General features: G+C 68.8%; 18 protein-coding genes. 10 read left to right on the forward strand and 8 right to left on the reverse strand.

The genetic code is table 11. The features are described from left to right. Positions 1 to 292 precede the first annotated feature (292 nt). Genes AC1RVY_RS24770 through AC1RVY_RS24785 form a run of 4 tightly spaced genes read right to left on the reverse strand, consistent with a single transcriptional unit; the run spans position 293 to position 5,004 of the window. The gene (locus tag AC1RVY_RS24770; protein ID WP_492808738.1) at positions 293 to 1,534 is read right to left on the reverse strand and encodes a M20 family metallopeptidase; all 1,242 of its coding nucleotides are present in this window, start codon (positions 1,532 to 1,534) and stop codon (positions 293 to 295) included. Further along, positions 1,531 to 3,309 (reverse strand): 2-oxo-4-hydroxy-4-carboxy-5-ureidoimidazoline decarboxylase, encoded by a 1,779-nt coding sequence (gene uraD, locus AC1RVY_RS24775; protein WP_218293613.1) that lies wholly within the window; start codon positions 3,307 to 3,309, stop codon positions 1,531 to 1,533. The genes AC1RVY_RS24770 and uraD overlap by 4 nt, the downstream gene beginning before the upstream one ends. Positions 3,310 to 3,311: 2 nt before the next feature. After that, positions 3,312 to 4,295 (reverse strand): allantoinase PuuE, encoded by a 984-nt coding sequence (puuE, locus tag AC1RVY_RS24780; protein WP_218294409.1) that lies wholly within the window; start codon positions 4,293 to 4,295, stop codon positions 3,312 to 3,314. 40 nt (positions 4,296 to 4,335) lie between these two features. Continuing rightward, the gene (locus AC1RVY_RS24785) at positions 4,336 to 5,004 is read right to left on the reverse strand and encodes a GntR family transcriptional regulator (protein ID WP_218341466.1); all 669 of its coding nucleotides are present in this window, start codon (positions 5,002 to 5,004) and stop codon (positions 4,336 to 4,338) included. Positions 5,005 to 5,112: 108 nt separating this feature from the next. On the opposite strand from AC1RVY_RS24785, the gene uraH reads away from it, so the two are divergent. Continuing rightward, complete coding sequence (gene uraH / locus AC1RVY_RS24790) at positions 5,113 to 5,463, forward strand: hydroxyisourate hydrolase (RefSeq protein WP_218293615.1); 351 nt, start codon at positions 5,113 to 5,115, stop codon at positions 5,461 to 5,463. A 41-nt stretch (positions 5,464 to 5,504) separates the two neighbouring features. On the opposite strand, the gene AC1RVY_RS24795 is transcribed toward uraH, so the two are convergent. Next, positions 5,505 to 5,987 (reverse strand): hypothetical protein, encoded by a 483-nt coding sequence (locus tag AC1RVY_RS24795; protein WP_218294410.1) that lies wholly within the window; start codon positions 5,985 to 5,987, stop codon positions 5,505 to 5,507. 127 nt (positions 5,988 to 6,114) lie between these two features. Between AC1RVY_RS24795 and xdhC the strand changes: the two genes are divergently transcribed. Together xdhC and AC1RVY_RS24805 are read left to right on the forward strand one after the other, a co-directional pair. After that, positions 6,115 to 6,948: a xanthine dehydrogenase accessory protein XdhC gene (xdhC, locus tag AC1RVY_RS24800; protein ID WP_255594503.1), complete on the forward strand. Its 834-nt coding sequence runs from the start codon at positions 6,115 to 6,117 to the stop codon at positions 6,946 to 6,948. A 220-nt stretch (positions 6,949 to 7,168) separates the two neighbouring features. Further along, on the forward strand, positions 7,169 to 8,428 hold the full coding sequence (locus AC1RVY_RS24805; protein WP_369641742.1) for a urate hydroxylase PuuD: 1,260 nt from the start codon (positions 7,169 to 7,171) through the stop codon (positions 8,426 to 8,428). Between the two features lie 95 nt (positions 8,429 to 8,523). Here AC1RVY_RS24805 and AC1RVY_RS24810 read toward each other — a convergent pair whose 3' ends face one another. After that, positions 8,524 to 10,401, reverse strand: coding sequence for an EAL domain-containing protein (locus AC1RVY_RS24810; protein WP_492808742.1), 1,878 nt, complete (start codon positions 10,399 to 10,401; stop codon positions 8,524 to 8,526). Between the two features lie 230 nt (positions 10,402 to 10,631). Here AC1RVY_RS24810 and AC1RVY_RS24815 point away from each other — a divergent pair, with 230 nt between their 5' ends. Continuing rightward, a complete protein-coding gene (locus tag AC1RVY_RS24815) occupies positions 10,632 to 11,255 on the forward strand; it encodes a Crp/Fnr family transcriptional regulator (RefSeq protein WP_218293617.1) in 624 nt (207 codons plus the stop codon). A gap of 332 nt (positions 11,256 to 11,587) precedes the next feature. Continuing rightward, positions 11,588 to 13,693: a diguanylate cyclase domain-containing protein gene (locus AC1RVY_RS24820; protein ID WP_218293618.1), complete on the forward strand. Its 2,106-nt coding sequence runs from the start codon at positions 11,588 to 11,590 to the stop codon at positions 13,691 to 13,693. A gap of 112 nt (positions 13,694 to 13,805) precedes the next feature. Here the strand turns inward: AC1RVY_RS24820 and xdhB are convergent, their stop codons facing one another. Further along, on the reverse strand, positions 13,806 to 16,235 hold the full coding sequence (gene xdhB / locus AC1RVY_RS24825) for a xanthine dehydrogenase molybdopterin binding subunit (protein ID WP_492808745.1): 2,430 nt from the start codon (positions 16,233 to 16,235) through the stop codon (positions 13,806 to 13,808). Further along, a complete protein-coding gene (locus AC1RVY_RS24830) occupies positions 16,232 to 17,857 on the reverse strand; it encodes a xanthine dehydrogenase small subunit (protein WP_492808747.1) in 1,626 nt (541 codons plus the stop codon). Before AC1RVY_RS24830 ends, xdhB begins: the two co-directional genes overlap by 4 nt. Before the next feature lie 191 nt (positions 17,858 to 18,048). Between AC1RVY_RS24830 and AC1RVY_RS24835 the strand changes: the two genes are divergently transcribed. The 5 genes from AC1RVY_RS24835 to AC1RVY_RS24855 all read left to right on the forward strand — a co-directional run bounded on the left by AC1RVY_RS24835 (position 18,049) and on the right by AC1RVY_RS24855 (position 23,930). Next, positions 18,049 to 18,981: a LysR family transcriptional regulator gene (locus AC1RVY_RS24835; RefSeq protein WP_492808749.1), complete on the forward strand. Its 933-nt coding sequence runs from the start codon at positions 18,049 to 18,051 to the stop codon at positions 18,979 to 18,981. A gap of 80 nt (positions 18,982 to 19,061) precedes the next feature. After that, positions 19,062 to 20,663, forward strand: a complete 1,602-nt coding sequence (locus AC1RVY_RS24840; RefSeq protein WP_492808751.1) for an ABC transporter ATP-binding protein — start codon at positions 19,062 to 19,064, stop codon at positions 20,661 to 20,663. Continuing rightward, a complete protein-coding gene (locus AC1RVY_RS24845; RefSeq protein ID WP_218293623.1) occupies positions 20,656 to 21,729 on the forward strand; it encodes an ABC transporter permease in 1,074 nt (357 codons plus the stop codon). The genes AC1RVY_RS24840 and AC1RVY_RS24845 overlap by 8 nt, the downstream gene beginning before the upstream one ends. Further along, the gene (locus AC1RVY_RS24850; protein WP_218293624.1) at positions 21,729 to 22,649 is read left to right on the forward strand and encodes an ABC transporter permease; all 921 of its coding nucleotides are present in this window, start codon (positions 21,729 to 21,731) and stop codon (positions 22,647 to 22,649) included. Before AC1RVY_RS24845 ends, AC1RVY_RS24850 begins: the two co-directional genes overlap by 1 nt. 114 nt (positions 22,650 to 22,763) lie before the next feature. Beyond that, positions 22,764 to 23,930 carry a BMP family ABC transporter substrate-binding protein gene (locus tag AC1RVY_RS24855; RefSeq protein WP_218293625.1) on the forward strand — a complete coding sequence of 389 codons (1,167 nt, stop codon included), beginning with the start codon at positions 22,764 to 22,766 and terminating at the stop codon, positions 23,928 to 23,930. Positions 23,931 to 23,987 lie beyond the last annotated feature (57 nt).

A 23,987-nucleotide genomic window follows, 5' to 3' on the forward strand; every position in this document is an offset into this window, starting at 1 on the left:
TGGAGGGCCGGCCTGCCCCCTTTTTTGCTAGTGCGAAGGCACGGGCAATCCACCCTGGGGGTGGTGATGCCCCGAGGGCCAGGCGCTGTGCGGAAAGCGATGCGTTGGCAGCGCCGCGATTGGCCCTTGGGCATCGCAACGCATCTGCCAAGAAGAGGGTGAACAGGCCCTGGTGAATGGGCCAACGCATACTAGGTGATCTGCGCGAATCGCGAAAGCTTTTCCTGCGCGATGGGCTGGAGCGGCGCCAGCGCTTGTGCCGTGAGGCGCCGCGCTGTCTGGGGGCAGGACCCTAGGCCAGCAGGTCGCTCAGCGTGCGCGCGATCACCTTGGTGGCGCGGCGCAGGTCTTCGAGCTGCAGGCGCTCGTCGGCGCGCTTGGCGTGCGATTCGAGCACGGTGCGCGGGCCGGAGCCGTAGATCACGCCGGGGATGCCGCGCTCCACATACAGGCGCACATCGGTGTACAGCGGTGTGCCCACCGCGGGCACGGGCTCGCCGATCACGGCCTGCGCATGCTTCTGGATGGCGTCCACCAGCGGCTGGTTGCCGGCCAGCGGGGTCATGGCGTTGGCCAGCAGCAGGCGCTTGATGTCCACGCTGATGCCCGCGCGCTCGCCCGCGGCCTGCTCGATCACGCGGCGGATGGCGGCTTCGACCTCCACCGGGTTCTCTTCGGGGATCATGCGGCGGTCGAGCTTGAACATCACCTTGCCGGGCACGACGTTGGTGTTGGTGCCGCCCTCGATGCGGCCCACGTTCAGGTACGGGTGCTTGATGCCCGCCACCTTGGACGTCACCTTCTTGTACTCGTCGTTCTGCGCATACAGCGCGTTCAGGATGTGCACCGCGCCCTGCAGCGCGTCCACGCCGGTGTGGGGCACGGCCGCGTGGGCCATCTTGCCGTGCACGGTCACTTCCATCTGCAGGCAGCCGTTGTGGGCGGTGACCACTTCGTAGCTGAAGCCGGCGGCGATCATCAGGTCGGGCCTGGTGAGCCCCTTTTGCAGCAGCCAGCCGGGGCCGAGTTCGCCGCCAAATTCTTCGTCGTAGGTGAAGTGCAGTTCCACCGCGCCCCGCGAGGGCTTGGCGGCGGCTTCCAGCGCGCGCACCGCGAAGGTGAAGCTGGCGAAGTCGCTCTTGCTCACGGCGGTGGCGCGGCCGTACATGGCGCCGTCCACAATTTCGGCGCCGTAGGGGTCGTGCGTCCAGCCTTCGCCGGGGGGCACCACGTCGCCGTGGGCGTTCAGGGCAATGGTCTTGCCGCCGCTGCCGTACGGTCTGCGCACGATGAGGTTGGTGATGGATTCCATGCCGTAGGCCAACACGTCGGCGGCCGGCACGGCGTGCTTCTCGGCGGTGTAGCCAAACTCGGTCAGCAACTCGGCGGTGCGTTCTGCGTGGGGAGCGTTGTTGCCGGGCGGGGTGTCGGTGGGCACGCGCACCAGGGCCTGCAGAAAGCGCACTTCCTCATCGAAGTGCTGGTCGATCCAGGCGTCGAGAGCGGCGTAGGCGGTGGGGGTGTTTGTCGTCATGGTTGTTGTTCCTCGGCAAGTTGGCGCAGGACCTGGGTGAAGGCGTCCACGGCCAGCTGCATGTCGTTGTTGGTGGTGGATTCGAGCGGGTTGTGGCTGATGCCCGAGTTCAGTCCGCGCACGAAGAGCATGGCCTGGGGCATGATTTCGTGCAGCTTCATCGCATCGTGTCCCGCCCCGCTGGGCATGCGGAACACGGGCACGCCCAGCGTGTCCACGGCGCGCTCCCAGTGGTGCTGCCAGGCGGGCGCGCTGGGCGCGGCGGCGGCGCGCATGGATTCTTCCAGCGTGTAGCGCAGGCCGCGCCGGGCGGCGATCCTGGCGAGCTGCTCCCTCACGTCGTTCACCAGCGCGTCGCGCTGGGCGTCGGTGGGCGCGCGCAGGTCCAGGCTGAATTGGCAGCGGCCGGGCACCACGTTGATGGAGCCCGCGGGCACCTGCAGCTGGCCGATGGTGCCCACCGAGTCGCCGTCCTGCGCGGCGCGCTGCTCCACGTACAGCGCGAGTTCCGCCACGGCCACGGCCGCGTCGCGGCGGCGGTCCATGGGGGTGGTGCCGGCGTGGCTGGCGGTGCCGATCATTTCGCACAGAAAACGCACGCTGCCGTTGATGGAGGTGACCACGCCCAGGGGCAGGTCCAGCTCGTTGAGCACGGGGCCCTGCTCGATGTGTACCTCGATGAAACCCAGGTATTGCGCGGGGTCGCGCTGGAGCTTGGGGATGTCGTCGATGCACAAGCCCGCGTGCTGCATGGCCGCGCGCATGGTCACGCCGTCCACGTCCTTCTGGTCGAGCCAGGCGGGGTTGAAGTCGCCAATGAGCGCGCCCGAGCCGAGGAACGTGGCCTTGTAGCGCTGGCCTTCTTCTTCGGCAAAGCCCACCACCTCGATGCCGAAGGGCAGCCGCCGGCCGGCGCGGTGCAGTTCGCGCACGCAGGCCATGGGCACGAAGATGCCCAGGCGGCCGTCGTATTTGCCGCCGTTGCGCACCGTGTCGTAGTGCGACCCGGTGATGAGGTAGCGGGCCCCTTCCGTGGCCGGGTGGTAGCGCCCCACCACGTTGCCCACGGCGTCGATCTCCACCTCGTCGAAGCCGCAGTCGCGCATCCAGTGGCTGATGCGCTGGGCGCAGGCGCGGTGCGCGTCGGTCAGATACGTGACGGTGAGCTGGCCCTTTTCAGCGAAGCCGGGGTCGGAGTGTTCGGCCAGCTTTTCCTGCCAGTCCCACACGTCGTTGCCCAGCACGGGCTCGGCGGCGAACTTGTCGTTCAGGCGGATCTCGGCGATGCGGTGGATGTTGCGCAGGGCCTCGGCCAGTTCGAACTCGGGGTGGTTGTCCAGGCGCCGCGCAAAGGTGTCGATGATCTCCTGCTTGGGCAGGCCCGTGCCGCGCGGCCCGCGCACCGCCAGGATGAACGGGAAGCCGAAGCGCTCGTTGTAGGCGGCGTTGAGCGCCTGGATGCGCGCGAACTCCTCGGGTGTGCACTGGGTGAGGCCCGCCTTGCTCTGCTCGTTGGTGGACTCGGCCGTGAGGTTCTTGGCCACCATCGCTTTGCCCGCCAGTTCCGGGTGGGCGCGGATCAGTGCCAGCTGCGCGTCCTGGCCCGCCGTGCGCACCACCTGGGCCAGCGCGTGCTGCAGGTGGGCCTGCGAGCGGAAGGGCCGCTGCGCCAGCGCCTGCTCGGCGATCCAGGGCGAGTGCTCGTACAGGCCATCGAGCAGCTGCAGGGCCTCGGCGCTGCTGGCGGCGTTGAGTTGTTCCAGTGTCAGGGCCATGGTCAGCCTGCTTTCTGTGAAGGGTAGGGGTGCGCCTGTTTCCAGTGGCGCGCGATGTCGATACGGCGGCACACCCACACGTCGCCGTGCCGCTCGATGTGGTCCAGGAAACGCTGCAGCGCGGTGATGCGGCCGGGCCGGCCCAGCAGGCGGCAGTGCATGCCGATGCTCATCATCTTGGGCGCGTTGTCGCCAGCCGGGTCGCCTTCGGCGTACAGCGCGTCGAACGTGTCCTTCATGTACTGGAAGAACGGGTCGGCGTGCGAGTAGCCCTGCGGCAGCGCGAAGCGCATGTCGTTGCAGTCGAGCGTGTAGGGCACGATGAGCTGGGGCGCGGTGGTGCCATCGCTCTTTTTCACGTCCATCCAGAACGGCAGGTCGTCGCCGTAGTAGTCGCTGTCGTATTCGAAGCCGCCGAAGTCGGCCACGAGGCGGCGGGTATTGGGACTGTCGCGGCCGGTGTACCAGCCCAGGCCATGCACATGGCCTTCCGAGCTTCCTCGGGGGCCCGTCATGCGCTCAATGATCTCCATGGCCTCGACCATGTGGGCGCGCTCGACCTCTTCGGGCACATGCTGGTAGTGGATCCACTTGAGGCCGTGGCAGGCGATCTCGTGGCCCAGCTGCACGAACGCCTGGGTCAGCTCGGGGTGGCGCTGCAGTGCGCTCGACACGCCGAACACGGTGAGCGGCAGCTTGCGCTTTTCGAACTCGCGCAGGATGCGCCACACGCCGGCGCGCGAACCGTATTCGTAGATGCCTTCCATGCTCATGTGCCGCTCGGGGTAGCTCGCGGGGTTGAACATTTCGGACAGGAACTGCTCGCTGCCCGCGTCGCCGTGCAGCACGGCGTTCTCGCCGCCTTCTTCGTAGTTGAGCACGAACTGCACGGCGATGCGCGCACCGCCCGGCCATTGCGCATGGGGCGGGGTCTTGCCGTAGCCGATGAGGTCGCGGGGGTAGGGCTGGGTGGAGTCGTAGATCATGGGCATGAAGGATTCAAGGGGTCTGTCACGCGCTGGGATGTCACGTGCTGAGCGCGGCGGCCAGGTCGCTGGCCGGGCGCTTGCGGTCGAAGGTCAGGCTGGCTTCCACGTGCTCCAGGTGGGCCTGCATGAGGGAGACGGCCAGGGCCTCGTCGCGCGCGGCGAGCGCGGCCACGATGTCGCCATGCTCCTCGTGGGAGTGTTCGGCGGCGCTGGCCGACTGGTACATCAGCGTGATGAGGGCGCAGCGAGAGATCAGGTCGCCCAGCATCTGCGCCAGCACCTCGTTGCCCATGAGCTCGGCCATGCGCACATGGAAGTCGCCCAGCAGCTCGGTGCGGCTGCTGGCATCGGCCGTGCCCATGGCGGCCTTCTCGCTGGCGACGTGGGCGCGCAGCGCCTTGATCTTGGCGGGCGTCACGCTCTGCACGAAGGCGCGCGTCATCTCGGTCTCGAGCATGCGGCGCACGGCGAACACCTGGCGGGCCTCTTCGACCGAGGGGGTGGACACGAACGCTCCGCGCGCGGGCTCCAGCGTGACGAGGCGGTTCTGCGCGAGCTGGAACAGCGCCTGGCGCACCAGCGTGCGCGACACGCCGAAATGGTCGGCCAGTTTCTGCTCGGCCAGCTTGGTGCCCGGCTGCAGGCGGTGCTCGACGATGGCGCGGGTCAACGCGTCGACAATGGCACTGGTGGATGAAGATTCCATGGTTGCATGATACGTTGGATGGCGAAAAGTGTATACACTTTTGGTCTACACGCTGCGATCTGGCAATCCTCGCCGATCGGCCGTGGCCCCCACTTCAGGAGATTCCCTATGGGATTGAGCACCCACGTTCTGGACACCATGAATGGCTGCCCCGCGGCCGGCATGGAGATCGCCCTGTATTCCACCGACGGCGACAACGCCACCCTCATCAAGCGCCTGGTGTTGAACCATGACGGCCGCACCGATGCGCCGCTGTTCGACAATGCGACCCTGCGCGCTGGCACCTACCGGCTCAGCTTCAATGTGGCGGGCTACTTCAAGGCGCGCGGCGTGCAGCTGCCCGAACCCAATTTCCTGAACCTGGTGAGCCTGGATTTCGGCATCGCGCACGCCGACCAGCACTACCACGTGCCGCTGCTGGTGAGCCCGTGGAGCTATTCGACCTATCGCGGGTCGTGAGGGGCGGGGCCCAGCCAGGGCCCGCGCGCACGGGGATGTGCCTACAGCTGCCCTTCGGTCAAGGTATCGAGCTGGAAATGCCCGCTCTTGTCCCACAGCCAGGTGTCGGTGTAGGTGACCTTGCCCAGGCGCGCGGGCACCGGGAAGGGCGCCGCTGCGCGCACGGTGCGCTCGATTTCCGCGACCACCTCGGGGGCATGGCGCGGGGCACGCATCCACCGCAGGCGCGTCACTTTGCCAGCGCGGTCGATATCCACCTCCAGCACGCCGATCGCATACAGCATGGGGGGCAGCTTGCCCTTGAACACGCGCTGCGCGTTCAGGCCGTAGAGGTGGGTGGCGGCGTCCTGCCGGTACGCCCGGGGGGTGGTCGCCGCCGAGGCGCGGGCCGAACCGGCGCTTGCGGGCACGGGGCCCTTGACGCCGCTGGAGGCATCGGTGCTGGGTGCACGGCTGTCCTGCGCGGGCGGCGCAGGTTCGGGAGCCGACTTGCATGCCGCCACCAGCGCTGCGATGGCGGCCATGAGCCCGGCGAGCAGCCAGTGGCTGCGGGTACTGGGGGTGCGCTCGGGGGCTGGGGACGGCATGATGGCTGGTGTGGGCTGGAACGGAACGGGGACCCTGGGACCCCGATGGCGCGAAGGATCTGGATTGACTGATGTGCTTTTACTGCTGGACGGCCTTGCGGCCGCGCCCGCCTGTCTGGTAAGGGTGGAGTCTACCGAAGGCTCGGTGCCGCGTGAAGCCGGGGCCTGGATGGCCGTGTTCGCCGAGCGGATAGTGGGCACCATCGGCGGCGGCCACCTGGAGCACCAGGCCATTGCCGAGGCCCGCCGGCGCCTGGGGGGCGTGCCCGGCCCGGCCCGCATGCGCTATGCGCTGGGCCCGGCGCTGGGGCAGTGCTGCGGGGGCGTGGTGCACCTCGAATTCGAGACGCTGTCCGCACCCGCCGACCAGGCCCTGGCCGACCGCCTGCGCGCGCGCCTGTCGCCGCGCCGGCATCCGGTGGCGCTGTTCGGCGGCGGGCATGTGGGCCACGCGCTGGCCCGGGTGCTGGCGCCGCTGCCGTTCGCGCTGACCTGGATCGACAGCCGCGACGGGATCTTTCCGCAGCCGGCGCCGGACGGCGTGGCCTGCGAACACTCCGACCCGGTGCAGCTGGCGGTGCCGGACCTGGCCTCTGGCACCCGCGTGCTGATCATGAGCTTCAGCCATGCCGAGGACCTGGACGTGGTGGCCGCCTGCCTGCGCCGCCAGCGCGAGCGGCGCGACCTGCCGTTCATCGGGCTCATCGGCAGCAAGACCAAGTGGGCGACGTTCGCAAACCGCCTGCACGGGCGCGGGTTCGCGCAGGAGGAACTGGCGCAGGTCACCTGCCCCATCGGCATCCGGGGCATCGACGGCAAGGAGCCGGAGGTCATCGCCGTGGCCGTGGCCGCGCAGCTCCTGCAGACCCTGGGCGGTGGGGGCGCGAACGGGTTCTGAGGGTAACTCCGCTCCTGCGTGCCTTCGAGGGGGCTGGAATCGAGAACAATTTCTGCATACACTTTTCACTGTCCTGATTCGGTATTTCATGGGTCGCAGCGGTGCCCCGGCAGAATCTCTGCCAAGGTGCGCGACCCCCTTCTTCTGCTCAGAGCGCCCGCAGTGGTGAGCAGGTTGCACAAAGGCGGCGCCTTCGCGCCGCCAAAGTTGAGAGACTTCCATGGAAAGCTACTTTCTCGACTGGGCCAACCTGCTGCTGCGCTGGGTCCACGTCATCACCGCCATCGCCTGGATCGGCTCCTCGTTCTATTTTGTCTTCCTGGACAGCAGCCTCACGCCGCCCGAGGACGAGGACCTGAAGAAGCAGGGCGTGAGCGGCGAGCTCTGGGCCGTGCACGGCGGCGGGTTCTACCACCCGGTCAAGTTCGCCGTGTCGCCCCCGAAGCTGCCTGGCCACCTGCACTGGTTCTTCTGGGAGAGCTACAGCACCTGGATCAGCGGCTTCGCGCTGTTCACGGTGTCGTATCTTTACAGCGCCAGCACCTACCTCATCGACAAGTCGCGCATGGACTGGGCCCCCGCCACGGCCATCGTGGTGGCGCTGGCGTTCTTCGTGGTGTTCTGGCTGTTGTACGACGCGATCTGCCGCCTCTTCGGGCAAAAGAAGAACGGCGACGCCATCGTGGGGGCGCTGGTGCTCGTGCTGGTGTGCATCGCCTCCTGGCTGGCCTGCCACTGGTTCGCGGGCCGCGCGGCCTTCCTGCTGGTGGGCGCGATGATCGCCACGGCCATGAGCGCCAACGTGTTCTTCTGGATCATCCCCGGCCAGCGCACGGTGATCGCGCAGATCAAGGCCGGCGAGCCCGTGGACCCCATCCACGGCAAGCGCGGCAAGCAGCGCAGCGTGCACAACACGTACTTCACGCTGCCCGTGCTGTTCGCCATGCTGAGCAACCACTACAGCTTCACCTGGAGCCACCCGCAGAACTGGCTGGTGCTCATCCTCATGATGTTCGCGGGCGCCGCCATCCGCCAGTTCTTCGTGATGCGCCACGGCCACAAGCTGGGCCGCAACGGCAACCCGCTGCCGTATGCGCTGGTGGGGGTGGTGGTCATCGTGGGCGTGATCGCCTGGATGCGCCCCGCGCCGGTGGCGGCCCCTGCCGCGCCGGTGGCGGGATCTGCTCCTGTTTCAGGAGCTGCTGGCGCAGGTGGGCAAAGCGCTGGAGGTCAAAATGACTATGCATCCCTGCAGCCCGTGCTGGCCCAGCGCTGCTACATGTGCCATGGCGAGCAGGTGCAGATGAAGAACCTGCGGCTGGATGCGCCCGACAGCGTCAAGCAGCATGCGCAGGCCGTCTACCAGCAGGTGGTGGTGCAAAAGCTCATGCCCATGAACAACGCCACGGGCATGACCGATGCCGAGCGGGCGCTGGTCAAGCGCTGGTTCGAGGCCGGAGCGGCGGTGGGCACTCCCTGAGCCCCTGCGCGCTTCACCCCGGGGGACGGCCACCCGGGGTCCGGCCGGACTCGTTCCATGCAGGCACCCGCCGGGGTGCGTGATTTTTGGGCGCCCTACGCCGCCAGCGCGTCTTGCAGCGCGCGGGTGGCGGCCAGTGCGCTCAGGCTCGATTCGGTGAAGCCGCCATGCAGCACCACCCCCGTGGCCGCCTGCTTGGCCTCGTGCTTGGCCACCGCGGCCAGATTGGCCACTTCCTCGGCATGGCGGAAGCGCCCGGGCGTGATGCGCACCGCGCCGATGGCCAGCGTGGTGCACGGAAAGAACCGCTGCACGCCGTGGCGGTCCTCGGCGTCGATGCCGCCGGCCTGCCGCGCAGCGTCGTCGAACAGCGTGAGCGCCTCGCGCGCGAATTCGTCCACGATGTTCTTGCAGCGCTGCAGCCAGTTGCTGCTTTGGAACACGAGCATGAAGTCGTCCCCGCCCACATGGCCCACGAAGTCGCGCCGCGCGTCGCAGTGCGCCGTGGCTAGGCGCGCCACCAGGCGGATCATCTGGTCGCCGCGCCAGTAGCCGTAGTGGTCGTTGAAGGGCTTGAAGTTGTTCAGGTCCGCATAGCAGGCGACGAACTCGGTGTGGTGGTCCAGCAGGCGCTGCATGTGCAGGCTGATGGGGATGTTGCCGGGCAGGAAGGTCAGCGGGTTGGCGTGCCGCGCCGCCTCGATGCGCGTCTCGGTCACGGCGCGCACCAGCTGGTCGCCCGTGCCCAGGCCCAGGTAGCGGCCGTTGTCGGTCACGATGTAGCCGTCGCTCAGGTAGCGCTGGTCCTGCGAGGTGAGGATGCCCACGAGCTGGTCCACGTCGCAGTCCAGTTCCACCACGCGCGGGGCCTGGTTGGCGAAGGCCAGGCATGGCTTGCGGCCATGCACTTCGCGGAAGTACAGCGTGGCGTAGTGGTTCATGAACTGCTGGCGGTTGATGAGCGCCACGGGGCGCGTGCCGTCCACCACGGCCAGCGCATGCAGGTCGGTGCGTTCGTGGAACATCGCCGCCACCGCGTCATTGCTGGTGGCGGGCGCGGCGGTGGGTGCCTGCACCACCAGCACGCTGCGCAGGATGCCCGGGCGCGCCGTCTGCCCCAGGTGGGGCAGCACGGCCACGCGGCGGTCCTGCATCACTTCCAGCGCGGGGCGGTCCACCGTCTCGCGGGGTGTGCGGGCCGGGCGGCCCAGCAGCCAGCCCTGGCCGTAGGGGATGTCCAGGTCGCGCAGCGCGCGCAGGTCGTCGCGTGTCTCGATGCCCTCGGCGATCAGCGTGGTGCCGAACACGTCGGCGATGCCCTTGATGGCCTGCAGCATCTGCAGGTTCTCGGGGTGGTCGCTGATCTCGCGGATGAAATACTTGTCGATCTTCACGAAGTCGGGCTTCACCTCGGACCACAGCCGCAGGCTGGAGCGGCCGTCGCCGAAGTCGTCCAGCGCCATGCGCGCGCCGCAGGCGTGCACGGCCTTGATGGCCTGGCGCAGCAGGGGCATGTCGGACACGCGCTCATGCTCGGTGATCTCCAGCACCAGCATGCGCGCGCTCGCGCCGAAGCTGCGCACCGTCTCGCCCAGTTTCTGGGCGCCGACCAGTGCCACGCCGTGCACCAGCGCGTCGGCGCTGATGTTCACGAACAGGCGGCCGGGGGCCTCCTGCGCACCCCATTGCTGGAGGGCGGTGAACACGCACAGCAGCTCGAAGTCCTGCAGGATGCGCTCGCGCCGGGCCATCTCCAGCAATGCGTCGGGGGTGTGCCAGGGCGTGCCGCGAGGTCCCCGGATCAGGGCCTCATGGGCATAGATGCTGCCTTCGCGCAGGTCGGCCAGCGGCTGGAAAACGCAGTGCAGGCCCCCCTCGCGCATGAGCCCCGCCAGAGGGCCCGTGCCATGGCGCGCGGCCGGCGACAGCAGCGCCAGCATCGCCTCCAGCCGGCTCCAGGGAGTGTTCTGCATTGCGTGGGATGGGTGGTCTCTGGGCAAGGTGCCCACGATAGCGGCGGGCTGTGACAATGTGGTTACAAGCTGTCACGTTTCTGCCGGCCGCCGGCGCCGCGCCCCGGGGCCGGGTAGTGCGCCGCCGCCCGTGTGCTGGCGCAAGGCCCCCGCGCGGCGGGGCCGGCGGCGAGGTTCCGGTTTGATCTTGCTCAATGCTCGGCGGGCGCCGGCACGGCACAGTCCGTCCCATGCTGCCCTCTATCTATTTCTCCCTGCCCGCCGAAACCGAGGTCATTGCCGCCGGTGAAGTGCTGCGCAGGCGCAACGAGGTGCTGACGTCCGTGCTGCACCTGGAAAGCGGTCGCGTGCTGCGCGGCGTGCTGGACGATGGCTACCTGCGCCACCAGCTGGGAGCCGTGGACGGGCCGTTCTGGCTGGACGCCGCGTCGGCGCTGATGGGCCTGCCGTTGCCGGTGGACATGGTGGCCGACACGCGCCTGCAGGTGCGCCGCCTGCCCATCGATGAATTTCACCGCAGCCTGGCCGAAATGCCCGCGGGCGCGCGCGGCCTGCTGCTGGACATGGCGCAGGGCTACCGGCAGCAGTCCGAGCTGGCCGTGAGCCGCCTGGCGCAGGATGCCGAATCGCGCTGCGCGCAATGGCTGCTCAAGCATGCCGAGCAGGACCACAGCGGGGCGATGCAGGTCACGCTGCACCAGCGCAAGCGCCTGATCGCCGCGCAGCTGGGCATTGCGCCCGAGACCTTCTCGCGCGTGCTGCGCCACCTGCGCGAGCTGGGCCTGATCCACGGCACCGGCAACGTGCTGAACCTTCCCCACCCCCGCGCGCTGCAGTCCATGGCGGGTTGCTAGAAAACACGCCCTGAGTCGCTGCGCGCCTTGACCCCGCTCTCGCTGCGCGGGAGGAGGGCGCACCCGGTGGCCTGGCAAAGCCAGTTCCACGGGGGCACTCGCCCCGTCCGCGCCAGTTTCAGAGGCTGGCGCGCGGCGGAAGGGCCGCCGGTGCGGATGGTCCTTTGACCGCAGTGTGGCTCAGGGTTTGTCCTTGGGTTTCACTGAGGGTTCTACCCAAGCCCCGGGCTGCAGGGGCTGCGTATATTTGTTGGGACCTGTCCGGTTTGACCCGTTCCGATGCCCAACGCCACTTCCCGTGCTTGCCGGGGTGCTCCCAGAGCGGAGTGTCCATGAAGCCTCCCGCCCACCCCGCGCCGCCGCACGACGCGCCGGGCTGGTTTGTGCCTGGGACCCTGGTGCTTCGGCTCATGCTGGCGGCGGTGCTGGCGGTGGCCCTGTCGGGCACGGTGTCGGCATGGCTCGTCACGCGGGCGTCCGGGCAGGAGGCCGTGCGGCGCGTGGTGAGCCAGCAGACCGACGAGGTCGAGGTCGTGGCCCGCCTGCTGGCCAGCAAGATCGAACAAAGCCAGAAGGTGCTGCGCACCGTGGCCGCCGGCATCACGCCGGGCATGCTGGAATCCCCGTCCACCCTCGAATGGCTGCTGCAGCAGGGCCTGCCGGCCGTGCAGTTCTTCGATGCCATGCAGGTGGCCCGCGACAACGGCGAACTGCGGCTGAATCTGCGGGCGGGGCGCCTGGAAAAGGCGGCCGACCTGGACCCGGCCGAGCGCGACGCCCTGCGCCGCACGCTCATCGATGGCAAGCCGCTGGTGTCGGAGCTCATCGCGGGCCGCACCGGCGATGCGCGCGTGATGTTCACCATGCCGCTGCACCGCGAGGATGGCGCCGTGCTGGGCGTGGTGGCGGGTGCGCTGCGGCTGCAGTCCCAGGGGCTGCTGCCGCCGTCCATGGCGCTGCCCGCGCGCGATGACTCGCGGCTCATCGTCTTCACGCGCGACGGCACCATCCTGTCGCACTCGGACCCCGCCCGCATCCTGGGCAAGGTGCGCGACGAGGCGGGCCTCGCCCCCGTGTACGCCCGCTGGCTCGACCAGTCCCAGCCGGTGGTGGGGCGGGGCACGACCCACCTGGAGGCCCAGCACATCGTCAGCATGGCGGGCATGCCGCTGCCGCAGTGGATCGTGGCGCGCGTCAGCCCCTCGCAGGCGCTGCTGGCGCCGCTGGAGGGCGCGCAGCGCGAGGCCTGGTGGCTGGCCGCCGCCAGCATGGCGCTGTGCATGCTGCTCGTGGCCGTGCTCATGGCCTGGATGGCCCAGCCCCTGGCGCAGCTCACGCACAGCGCGCGCCAGATGCTGCGCCGGGGCGCGCGGGCCGGGGCCGTGCAGGACATTGCCTGGCCGCGCGCGGACGGCGAGGTGGGCGAACTCGTGCGCGTGTTCCAGGGCATGGTGCAGCAGGGCAGCCTGCAGCAGCAGCACAAGGCCACGCTGGACGGGCAATTCCAGGCCGTTCTGGACAGCGCATCCGTGGGCATCGTCATCTCGCGCCACGGCATCCTGGAGGTGGTGGGCCGCCAGGCCTGCGTGATGCTGGGCTACGCAGAAGGGGAGCTGCAGGGCCGACCCGCCCGCACCCTGTACGCCAATGATTCCGACTATGTGCGCATCGGCGAACGGGTGCAGGCCGAGTTTGCCGCGCACGGTGTCTTCGACGGCGATGTCTGCTTCATGCGCAAGGACGGCTCGCCCGTGTGGGCCCGTGTGCAGGGCCGCGGCGTGCGGCCCGACGAGATGGGTGGCGGCACGGTCTGGATCCTGGAGGACATCACCGCCGCGCGCGAGGCGCAGATGCAGCATGCCTGGGAGCGCACGCACGATGCGCTCACCCAGCTCTACAACCGCAGCGCGTTCGACGAGCGCCTGGGCCTGCTGCTGGCCGAGCGCTCGGCGCGGCCGCGCGCGCCGGAGGGGGACGGCGGCGACACCGCCGGGGACGGCGTGGTGCTGTTCCTGGACCTGGACCACTTCACCGTGGTGAATGACATCGCCGGCCACGATGCGGGCGACGATGTGCTGCGCCATGTGGCCCGCCTGCTCGAATCCCAGGTGCGCCAGGTCGGCTGGGCCGCGCGGCTGGGCGGCGACGAGTTCGCGGTGGTGCTGCCCGGCTGCGCGCTGGCGCGCGGCCAGGCCGTGGCCGAGCAGCTGCGTGCCTCCGTGCAGGACTGGGAGCCTTCGTACCAGGGGCGCAGCTTCACGCTGGGGGTGAGCATCGGCCTCGTGGTGCTCGATGCCAGCCTGCAGGACGTGCCCTCGGTGCTGTATGCGGCGGACATGGCCTGCTATGACGCCAAGCGGGCGGGGCGCAACCGGGTGGAGACACGGCACGCGAACCAGGCGACCGCATCGGGAAGGATGGCGCTGGGGCCTGCATGAAAGGCCCCCCTGAGCCGCCTGGCGTCTTCCCCCCGGGGACACCGCCAGCGGCCTGGCAAAGCCCGTTCCGCGGCGTCTGCCGGCCCAGGCCGGCCAGTGCCCGGGGGCTCACTCAGTCCGTCAGGCGTCCCAACGCCCGCAGCACATTCTCCGCGGTCGCCGGTGCCGTCAGCACCACGGGCCCCGTGGCTTCATCCCCACGCCCCGCCGCCACCGCATTGCGCAGCGCCTCGTACACGCTGATCGCCAGCATGAACGGCGGCTCGCCCACCGCCTTGCTGCCGCCCACGTTGTCCTCGCGGTTCGCCTCGGGCCACAGGTTCACGCGGAAGTGCGCGGGGATGTCCCCCGTCGCCGGGATCTTGTAGGTGCTCGGTGCGTGCGTGGCCAGGGTGCCCTTGTCGTTCCACACCAGCTGCTCGGTGGTGAGCCAGCCCATGCCCTGCACGAAGCCGCCCTCGATCTGGCCGATGTCGATGGCCGGGTTGATGCTGTGGCCCACGTCGTGCAGGATGTCCACCTTGAGCACGCGGCTTTCGCCGGTGAGCGTGTCGATGACCACCTCGGAGCACGCGGCCCCGTAGGCAAAGTAGTAGAACGGCCGGCCCGTGAGCGTGGCCTTGTCGTAGTGGATCTTGGGCGTGCGGTAGAAGCCGTCGCTCCACAGCTGGATGCGGTTGGCGTACGCCTCCTTCACCACGTCGTCGAACAGGCGTACCTTCTTGGGCGAGATCACCTGCCCGCCCTCGAAGCGGATGGCGCCGGCGCCGCAGCTGTCGAGCCCGCACACGAAGGAGGCGAGGTTGTCGCGCACGTTGCGCGCCGCGAACTGCGCCGCGCGGCCGTTCAGGTCGGTGCCGCTGGACGCCGCCGTGGCGCTGGCGTTGGGCACCTTGCTGGTGTCGCTGGCGGTGACGAGCACCCGGGACAGCGGCACGCCCAGTTCGTCCGCCACGATCTGCGCCACCTTGGTGTGCAGGCCCTGGCCCATCTCGGTGCCGCCGTGGTTCACCTGCACGCTGCCGTCGGTGTACACATGCACCAGCGCGCCGGCCTGGTTGAACAGCGTGGCCGTGAAGCTGATGCCGAACTTGACCGGCGTGATCGCCAGGCCCCGCTTGAGCACGGGGCTGGTGGCGTTCCAGGCCGCGATGGCGTGCTGCCGCTCGCGGTAGCCGGCGTCGCGCTCCAGCTGCGGCATCAGTTCGTGCAGGATGTTGTCCTCCACCGTCATCTGGTAGTGGGTGACGTTGCGACCCTCCCCGGCGTCCTTGCCGTACAGGTTGGCCAGGCGCACGTCCTGGGCATCCCGGCCCAGGGCGCGCGCGATGTCGCCCAGGATGGCCTCGATCACGATCACGCCCTGCGGCCCGCCAAAGCCGCGGAACGCGGTGTGGCTCTGGGTGTTGGTCTTGCAGCGGTAGGAGGCGATTTCCACGTCGCTCAGGAAATAGGCGTTGTCGCTGTGGAACACGGCGCGGTCCGCCACCGGCCCCGACAGGTCGGCGCTGAAACCGCAGTTGGCCGCCATGTGCAGCGCGAGGCCGGTGATGCGGCCCGCGCCGTCAAAGCCCACGTCGTACTGGTACGCGAACGGGTGGCGCTTGCCGGTGACCATGAAGTCTTCATCGCGGTCGAGCCGCAGCTTGACGGGGCGCCCGAACTTGCTGGCCGCCACCGCCGCCCACACGGCCAGGTGGCCGGCCTGGGTCTCCTTGCCGCCGAAGCCGCCGCCCATGCGCCGGCACTCCACGCGCACCGCGTGGTTGTCCAGCCCCAGGGCGTGGGCCACCCAGTGCTGCACTTCGCCCGGGTGCTGGGTGCTGGAATAGATCCACCACTGCCTTTGCTCCAGCGGCAGCGCGTAGGCAATCTGGCCTTCGAGGTAGAAGTGTTCCTGCCCGCCCACCTCGAAGGCGCCCTGCAGCCGGTGCGCCGACCGCGCGAGGCCGGCCTGTGCATCGCCCCGGCGCACGAACACGGGCGGCAGCACATAGCTTTCGGCCCGCAGCGCTTCCTTCACGGTGAGGATGGCGGGCAGCGGCGTGATGTCCAGCTTCACGGCGCGCACGGCGCGGCGCGCCTGCATCACCGAGTCGGCCACCACCAGGCCGATCACCTGGCCGACGTGCTGCACGGCGTCGATGGCGAACACGGGCTCGTCGTGCGCGAAGGCGGCCAGCAGCTTGTCGCCGGGCACGTCGGCCGCCAGCACCACGCCGCGCACGCCGGGCAGGGCCAGGGCGGCGCTGGCGTCCACGCTGTTCAAGGTGCCGTGCGCCACGGTGGAGAGGATGGGCGCCGCATAGAGCGTGCCCTTCACCTCGGGCAGGTCGTCGATGTAGTGGGCCGCGCCCGCCACCTGGGCGCGCGCGCTTTCGTGGATGTGCGACTGGCCCATGGCGCGGGTGCTGGCGGGCGCGCTGGCCTGCGGCGGGGCCAGGGGTTCGGCGGCGTGGGCGTCGGCGCTGGCGACCACGGGGTCGTCCACGGCATCGCGGCTCACGGGCAGGCCGCCGGGCAAGGTTTCGCGCTGGTTCATACGGCTTCCTCCAGGCGGAAGTTCTCCACGCTCACGGCCTCTTCGCCCTGGCTCTCCAGCCAGAAGCGCTGCAGCAGGCTGGCCAGCACCGTGCGGCGGTAGGCACCGCTGGCGCGCATGTCCGAGATGGGATTGAACTCGCCCTGCAGCGCTTGCGCGGCGCGGGCGATGGTGTCGGCGTTCCACGGCTGGCCGGCCAGCGCCGCCTCGGTCTGGCGCGCGCGGGCCGGGGTGGCGGCCACGCCGCCCGCGCCGATGCTGGCGCGGCGCACCACGTCGGCTTCGATGTCCAGGTTGATGACCAGGCACACGGCGGAAATGTCATCGTCAAACCGCTTGGAAATCTTGTAGGCCCTGAGCACTTCCGTGACCCCCGGCCTGGGCACCACGATGCGCACCAGCAGCTGGTCGGGCGCCATCACGTTCTGCCGGTAGCCGGTGTACAGGTCTTCCAGCGCCAGGGTGCGTTCTCCCCGCACGCTGGCCAGCACCACCTGGGCGCGCAGCGCGATCAGGAGCGGCATGGAGTCGCCAATGGGCGAGCCGTTGGCCACGTTGCCCCCCAGCGTGCCCGAGTTGCGCACGGGCAGGCCCGCGAAGCGCGTGGCAAAGGTGTGCAGCTGCGGCCACTGCGCCGTCAGTGCGGCAAAGGCCTCGGTCAGCGTGACGGCGGCGCCGATGGTGATATCGTGCGCGCCCTGCTGAATCTGCCGCAGCTCGGCCACGCGGGTTACGTCCAGGATGCTTTCGTATTGCTTGTGCTGCTTGGTCACCCACAGGCCCACGTCGGTGCAGCCTGCCACCACCTGTGCCGCGGGGTGTGCCGCCCGCGCGGCCAGCAGATCAGGCAGTGTGGTGGGTGAAATATAAGAAGAATTGGCCTCTGGCGCTGGATGGGTAAGCGCGAGTAGCTCCAGTTTTTGTAGCAAAAGAGGTTCGTTCACAGCCATTGCGGGCAGGGCGGCCATGTGCTGTGCAGCGTCCAGGATGGGGCGGTAGCCCGTGCAGCGGCACAGGTTGCCGGAGAGTTCTTCCTGCGCCAATTCGCGGGTGATGGGTTGGCCGTGGCGGACGTGGTCGAGCGCCGACGGGCCGCCCCTAGGCGCGAGGGCCCCGGGCGCGCGGGAATCCGGGGGCCCTTCCCCGGATGGGGGCCGCGAACCACACGCAGTGGGGAGCGTGGGGGCGATGTGTTTCTGGTACATCCCAAAGAGGCTCATCACAAAACCGGGGGTGCAAAAACCGCATTGAGAACCGTGGCACTGAACCATCGCCTCTTGTGCGGGATGCAGTGTGATGGGTGGACGAGGAGCCGGGGCGGCATCGCCCACGGGCTGGATCAACGGGTCTTCCGCCAGGTCCTCCACCGTCCACAGCGCCATGCCGTGGACCGAATGCGCCAGCCGGATGCAGCTGTTCACCGCGCTGTAGTGCACCTTGCCGTCCCGTGCCTCGCCCAGCACCACGGTGCAGGCGCCGCAGTCGCCTTCGCCGCAGCCCTCCTTGGTGCCGGTGTGGCCCAGGTCTTCGCGCAGCACCTCCAGCAGCGTGCGATCGGGTGGTACATTGCCCAGCGCCACGGGCTGGCCGCGGCGCAGGAATTGCAAGGGTTGGGTGGTCATGACGGATGCCGCTTCTTCGATTGCTGTCAATTCATGAGGACCTGCGCACATCGGGATGCGACGTCCGCATTGCCTTGGAGCGATGCGGTTTGCCTGAGCCCTGTTTTGCGCAAGTCGTGTTCATCAGAGGGTAGGGCGCCCAATGGCCGCCAGCATAAGTACAAGCTTATGACATCAATGCACGCACTGCTATGAGAGACCACGCCCTTTTCGACAAGATAGACCTCCATCTCATAAGGGTCTTGCACACCGTGCTCACAGAACGCAGCGTATCGAGGGCCGCCGTCCGCCTGGGCATGCACCAGCCGGCGGTGTCGGCCGCGCTCAAGCGCCTGCGCGACCTGGCGGGCGACCCGCTGCTGGTGCGCTCGGGCGCCAGCATGATGCCCACCGACGCCGCGCTGCGCATGGTGGAGCCCGCGGGCGCCATCCTGCGCTCGGCCGAGGCGCTGTTCTCGGATGCGCGCGGCTTCGATCCGCGCACCGCCACCCGCACCTTCCGCGTGGCCGCCAGCGACTACCTCGATCCGCTCTTCCTGCCCCAGCTGGTGTCCCGCATCAAGGTGGAGGCCCCGCTGTGTCCCATCGAGATCCTGCCCCTCTCGGCCGACGCGCACTACCATGCGCACCTGGCGCAGGGCGAGGTGGACGTGGTGATCGGCAACTGGCCCCAGCCGCCGGACGACCTGCACATGGGCCGCCTGTTCGGCGACGAGGTCGTCTGCCTGGTGGGCAGGGACCACCCCGCCGTGCGGCGCGGCTGGGACGTGGAAAGCTGGCTGGCGGCCGAACACATCGCGCCCACGCCCACCCACCCCGGCGCGCGCGGCGTGATCGACGCCCACCTGGACAACCTGGGCATGCAGCGCCACATCACGGCGCGCTGCGCGCATTTCAGCCTCATCCCCAGCATCGTGGCCTCGAGCCTGCTGGTGCTGACCACGGGCCGCCAGTATTGCGAGCGTTATGTGGAGCAGCTGCCGCTGGCCATCCTGCCGTGCCCGGTGCCTTTTCCGCGCCTCATGTACTACCAGTTGTGGCATGCGCGCACGCACCACTCCGCCGCTGCCGCGTGGTTGCGCGAATGTGTGAAAACCGTGGCCTCTTCGCTACGAAAAGAATAGCTGCTTGGGCATGCTGAACAAGCGCAAGAAGGTGTTTCCATTCTTATAACAAGTTGTAAAACTGAGAGACAATCCACCGCATGAGTTCACCTCCTACTCCTCCCGCCCCGGGCGCGCCGCCGCCGCCCCGGCTGCAGCTCATGGGCATCACCAAGCGCTATCCGGCCGTGGTGGCCAACAGCGGCGTGTCGCTCACGGTGCTGCCCGGCGAGATCCATGCGGTGCTGGGCGAAAACGGCGCGGGCAAGTCCACGCTGATGAAGATCATCTACGGATCGGTCAAGCCCGACGAAGGCAGCGTGTTCTTCAACGGCCAGGCCGTGCAGGTGCGCAACCCGCAAGAGGCGCGGGCGCTGGGCATCGCCATGGTGTTCCAGCACTTCAGCCTGTTCGATACGTTGACGGTGGCCGAGAACGTGTGGCTGGGGCTGGACAAGAGCCTGACGCTGGCCGAGGTGACGCAGCGCATCACCGCCAAGGCGGCCGAATATGGCCTCGACATCGACCCGCTGCGCCCCGTGCACACGCTGAGCGTGGGCGAGATGCAGCGCGTGGAAATCATCCGCGCGCTGCTCACCAACCCCAAGGTGCTGATCCTGGACGAGCCCACCTCGGTGCTCACGCCCCAGGCGGTGGAAAAACTCTTCGTGGTGCTGCGCAAGCTGGCCAGCGAGGGCTGCAGCATCCTCTACATCAGCCACAAGCTGCACGAGATCCGCGCGCTGTGCACCGCGTGCACCGTGCTGCGCGGCGGCAAGGTCACGGGCGTGTGCAATCCGGCGGAAGAATCGAATGCGTCTTTGTCGCGCCTCATGATCGGCGCCGAGCCGCCCGCGCTGGAACACCGCGCGCTGCAGACCGGCGCCACGGTGCTGCGTGTGCAGGGCCTGTCGCTGCCGCGTGCCGACCAGTTCGGGGTGGATTTGATCGACCTGCAGTTCGAGGTGAAGGCGGGCGAGGTGGTGGGCATTGCCGGTGTGTCGGGCAACGGGCAAAAGGAACTGCTCTACGCGCTGTCGGGCGAAGACCAGCGGGCTGATGCAGTCAGCATCCAGGTCTCCGGCCAGAACGCGGGCCGCATGGGCCCCGGCCAGCGCCGCGCGCTGGGCTTGCACTTCGTGCCCGAAGAGCGCCTGGGCCGGGGCGCCGTGCCCACCATGGGCCTGGCGCACAACCTGCTGCTCACGCGCACCAACTCGGTCGGGGGCAGCGGCTGGATCAAGGTGGGGGCCTTGCAAAAACACGCCGAGGCCATCATCCAGCGCTTCAACGTGAAGGCGGGCGGCCCCCATGCGGCGGCCAGGTCGCTGTCGGGGGGCAACCTGCAGAAGTTCATCGTGGGGCGCGAGATCGATGCCAACCCGAAGCTGCTCATCGTTTCGCAGCCCACCTGGGGCGTGGACGTGGGCGCGGCCGCGCAGATCCGGGGCTCCATCCTGGCGCTGCGCGATGCGGGCTGCGCCGTGCTGGTGGTGAGCGAGGAGCTGGACGAATTGTTTGAAATCTGCGACCGGCTGCACGTGGTCGCCAAGGGGCACCTGTCGCCTTCGGTGCCGCGTGCCGAGGCCACGGTGGGCCTCATCGGCGAATGGATGAGCGGCCTGTGGCATGCCGACGTGCAGGCGCACCTGGCGCAGCAGCACCAGCAGCAGGCGCGGGCCGGGGAGGTGCAGCATGCTTAAGCTGGAACCGCGTCCCCAGGCGTCGAAGCTCTGGACCTATGGCTCGCCGCTGCTGGCGCTGGCCATCACGGTGCTGATCGGCGTCGCGCTGTTCGTGGCGCTGGGCAAGGACCCCGTGCGCGGGCTGCAGGTTTTCTTCTGGGAACCCGTCAAATCGCAGTACGCCATCGGCGAACTCATGGTCAAGGCCACGCCGCTGCTGCTCATCGCGCTGGGGCTGGCCGTGTGTTTCCGCTCCAACGTGTGGAACATCGGCGCCGAAGGGCAGTTCGTCATCGGCGCCGTGGTGGCGGGCGGCGTGGCGCTGCTGGCCGACAAGACCACCGGCCCCTGGATCGTGCCCGCCATCCTGCTCGCCGGGGTGCTGGGCGGCATGGCCTGGGCGGGGCTCACGGCGCTGCTGCGTGACAAGTTCAACGCCAATGAAATCCTGGTCAGCCTGATGCTGGTCTATGTGGCCACGCTGGTGCTGGGCTACTTGGTCTACGGCCCGTGGAAGGACCCCATGGGCTACAACTTTCCGCAGACCAAGACCTTCGAGAAAGTGACGCAGATCCCGCGCCTGATGCAGGGTTCGCGGGTGTCCATCGGCCTCTTGCTGGCGCTGGCCGGGGCGGCGGCGCTGTGGGTGTTCCTGTTCCGCACGCGGGCCGGTTTCGCGCAGCAGGTCGGCGGACTGGCCCCGGCGGCGGCGCGGTACGCCGGGTTCTCCTCGCGCAAGGCGCTGTGGACGGCGTTGCTGATCTCGGGCGGCGCGGCAGGCCTGGCGGGAGCGCTGGAAGTGGCGGGGCCGATTGGCCAGCTCACGCCCTACGTGCCGGCGGGCTACGGCTTCGCGGCCATCATCGTCGCCTTCGTGGGGCGCCTGCACCCCGTGGGCATGATCCTCTCGGCCATCCTCATGAGCATGTTCTATATCGGTGGCGAGCTGGCGCAGTCGCGCATGGGGCTGCCCAAATCGCTCACGGGCGTGTTCCAGGGCCTGCTGCTGTTCACGCTGCTGGCGTGCGACACGTTGATCGCCTACCGCGTGCGCTGGGTCGGCACCAGGAAAGGAGGTGTCTGATGGAGTCCTATGCACTGCTCATCGGCGCCACGCTCAGCGCGGGCACCGTTCTGGCCATTGCGGCCCTGGGCCTGCTCATCAACGAAAAGGCCGGCATCGTCAATCTTGGGGCGGAAGGCATGATGCTGTGCGCCGCCATCGCGGGCTTCGCCACCGTGGTGCACACGGGCAACACCTGGCTCGGGTTTGCGGCGGGCATGGCCGCCGGCGCCGTGCTGGCCGCCATCTTCGGCGTGCTGGTGATCTGGCTCAACACCAACCAGTACGCCACCGGGCTGGCGCTCAGCCTGTTCGGCGTGGGGTTCTCGGCGTTCGCCGGCATCAGCTACGTGCAGGCCAAGCTGCCCGAGCTGCCCAAGTACGCGGTTCCGGTGCTGGGCGACGTGCCGCTGCTCGGGCCCGCGCTGTTCCAGCAGCATCCGCTGGTGTACCTCACCATGCTGCTGGTCGCGGGGCTGATCTGGTTCCTGTACCGCTCGCGCGCCGGGCTCGTGCTGCGCTCGGTCGGCGAGTCGCCCGAGTCGGCCCACGCGCTGGGCTATCCGGTGCGGCGTATTCGCCTCGCGGCGGTGGTGGCGGGCGGGGCGCTGTGCGGGCTGGCGGGCGCCTACATCTCGACGGTGTACACGCCCCTGTGGGTGGAGGGCATGGTCGCCGGCCGGGGCTGGATCGCCCTGGCCCTCACCACGTTCGCGACATGGCGCCCGGCACGGGTGTTGCTTGGTGCCTATTTGTTCGGCGGCGTGACCATGTTGCAGTTCCACCTGCAGGCCACGGGGGTGCAGGTGGCCAGCCAGTTGCTGAGCATGCTGCCGTATGTGGCCACCATCGTCGTGCTGGCGCTGATTTCGCGCAATCCGGCGTGGATCCGCATCAACATGCCGGCGTCGCTGGGCAAGCCGTTCTATCCGGGCTCCTGAAATGGGCGGGCCGGTGCGTCAAAAACTGGTTACCCCACGGTAGATCGCCCCATAATTGCTGCTTTCGTCCCCAACCTTTGCAAGTCTCACTCTTCATTCAACAAGGAAACCGACATGACTGATCTGCAGAAACGCTCCATGCTCAAGGTGGCAGCGCTCTCCGCCGTTGCCGCCGCCGCGCTCGTGGGCTGTGGCAAGAAGGAAGAACCGGCACCGGCCCCCGCGCCCGCACCGGCCCCTGCGGCAGAAGCGCCGGCACCCAAGCCCGAGCCTCTGAAGATCGCGTTCGCCTATGTCGGCCCGGTGGGTGACGGCGGCTGGTCGTTCGCGCACGACAACGGCCGCAAGGCCATCGAGAAGGAATTCGGCGACAAGGTGGTCACGAGCTTCGTGGAAAGCGTGCCCGAGTCGGCCGACGCCGAACGCGTGCTGCGCGACCTGGCCGGCCAGGGCAACAAGCTGATCTTTGGCACCACCTTCGGCTACATGGAGTCGATGCTCAAGGTGGCCGAGGACAACAAGGGCATCAAGTTCGAGCATGCCACCGGCTACAAGACGGCCGAGAACATGCGCACCTACGACAGCCGCACCTACGAAGGCGCGTACATGGCGGGCGTGATCGCCGGCGCCATGACCAAGACCAACACGCTGGGCGTGGTGGGCTCGGTGCCGATTCCTGAAGTGATCCGCAACATCAACAGCTTCACGCTGGGTGCGCAGTCGGTCAACCCCAAGATCAAGACCAAGGTGGTCTGGGTGAATGAATGGTTCAGCCCGCCCAAGGAAACCGAAGCCGCCACGTCGCTCATCAACGGCGGCGCCGACGTGCTGTTCCAGAACACCGATTCGCCCGCCGTGCTCAAGACGGCGCAAGAAAAGGGCAAGCGCGCCTTCGGCTGGGATTCCGACATGACCGCCTACGGCCCCAAGGCCCACCTGGCATCGGCCGTGATCAACTGGGGCCCGTACTACATCAAGGCCACCAAGGACGCGCTGGAAGGCCAGTGGGCCACGGGCCAGAGCTGGTGGGGCGTGAAGGAAGGCGCGATCGACATCGTCTCCATCGCCGAAGACGTGCCTGCCGACACCAAGGCCAAGGTCGAAGCCGTGAAGAAGGGCCTGGCCGATGGCTCGTTCCAGATCTGGAAGGGTCCGATCGTGGGCCAGGACGGCAAGGAAGTGCTCGCCAAGGATGCGGTGGCCGACGACAAGTTCCTCGGCGGTGTCAACTTCTATGTCAAGGGCGTGGAAGGCAAGATCCCCGGCGGCGACAAGAAGTAAGAAGCCGCACGGGCTTCCCGGCGCTGGCGCCGGGAGCGCTCCCCTGAAAAAGGCCGC

The sequence above is a fragment of the Acidovorax sp. GW821-FHT11A03 genome, assembly GCF_058809075.1.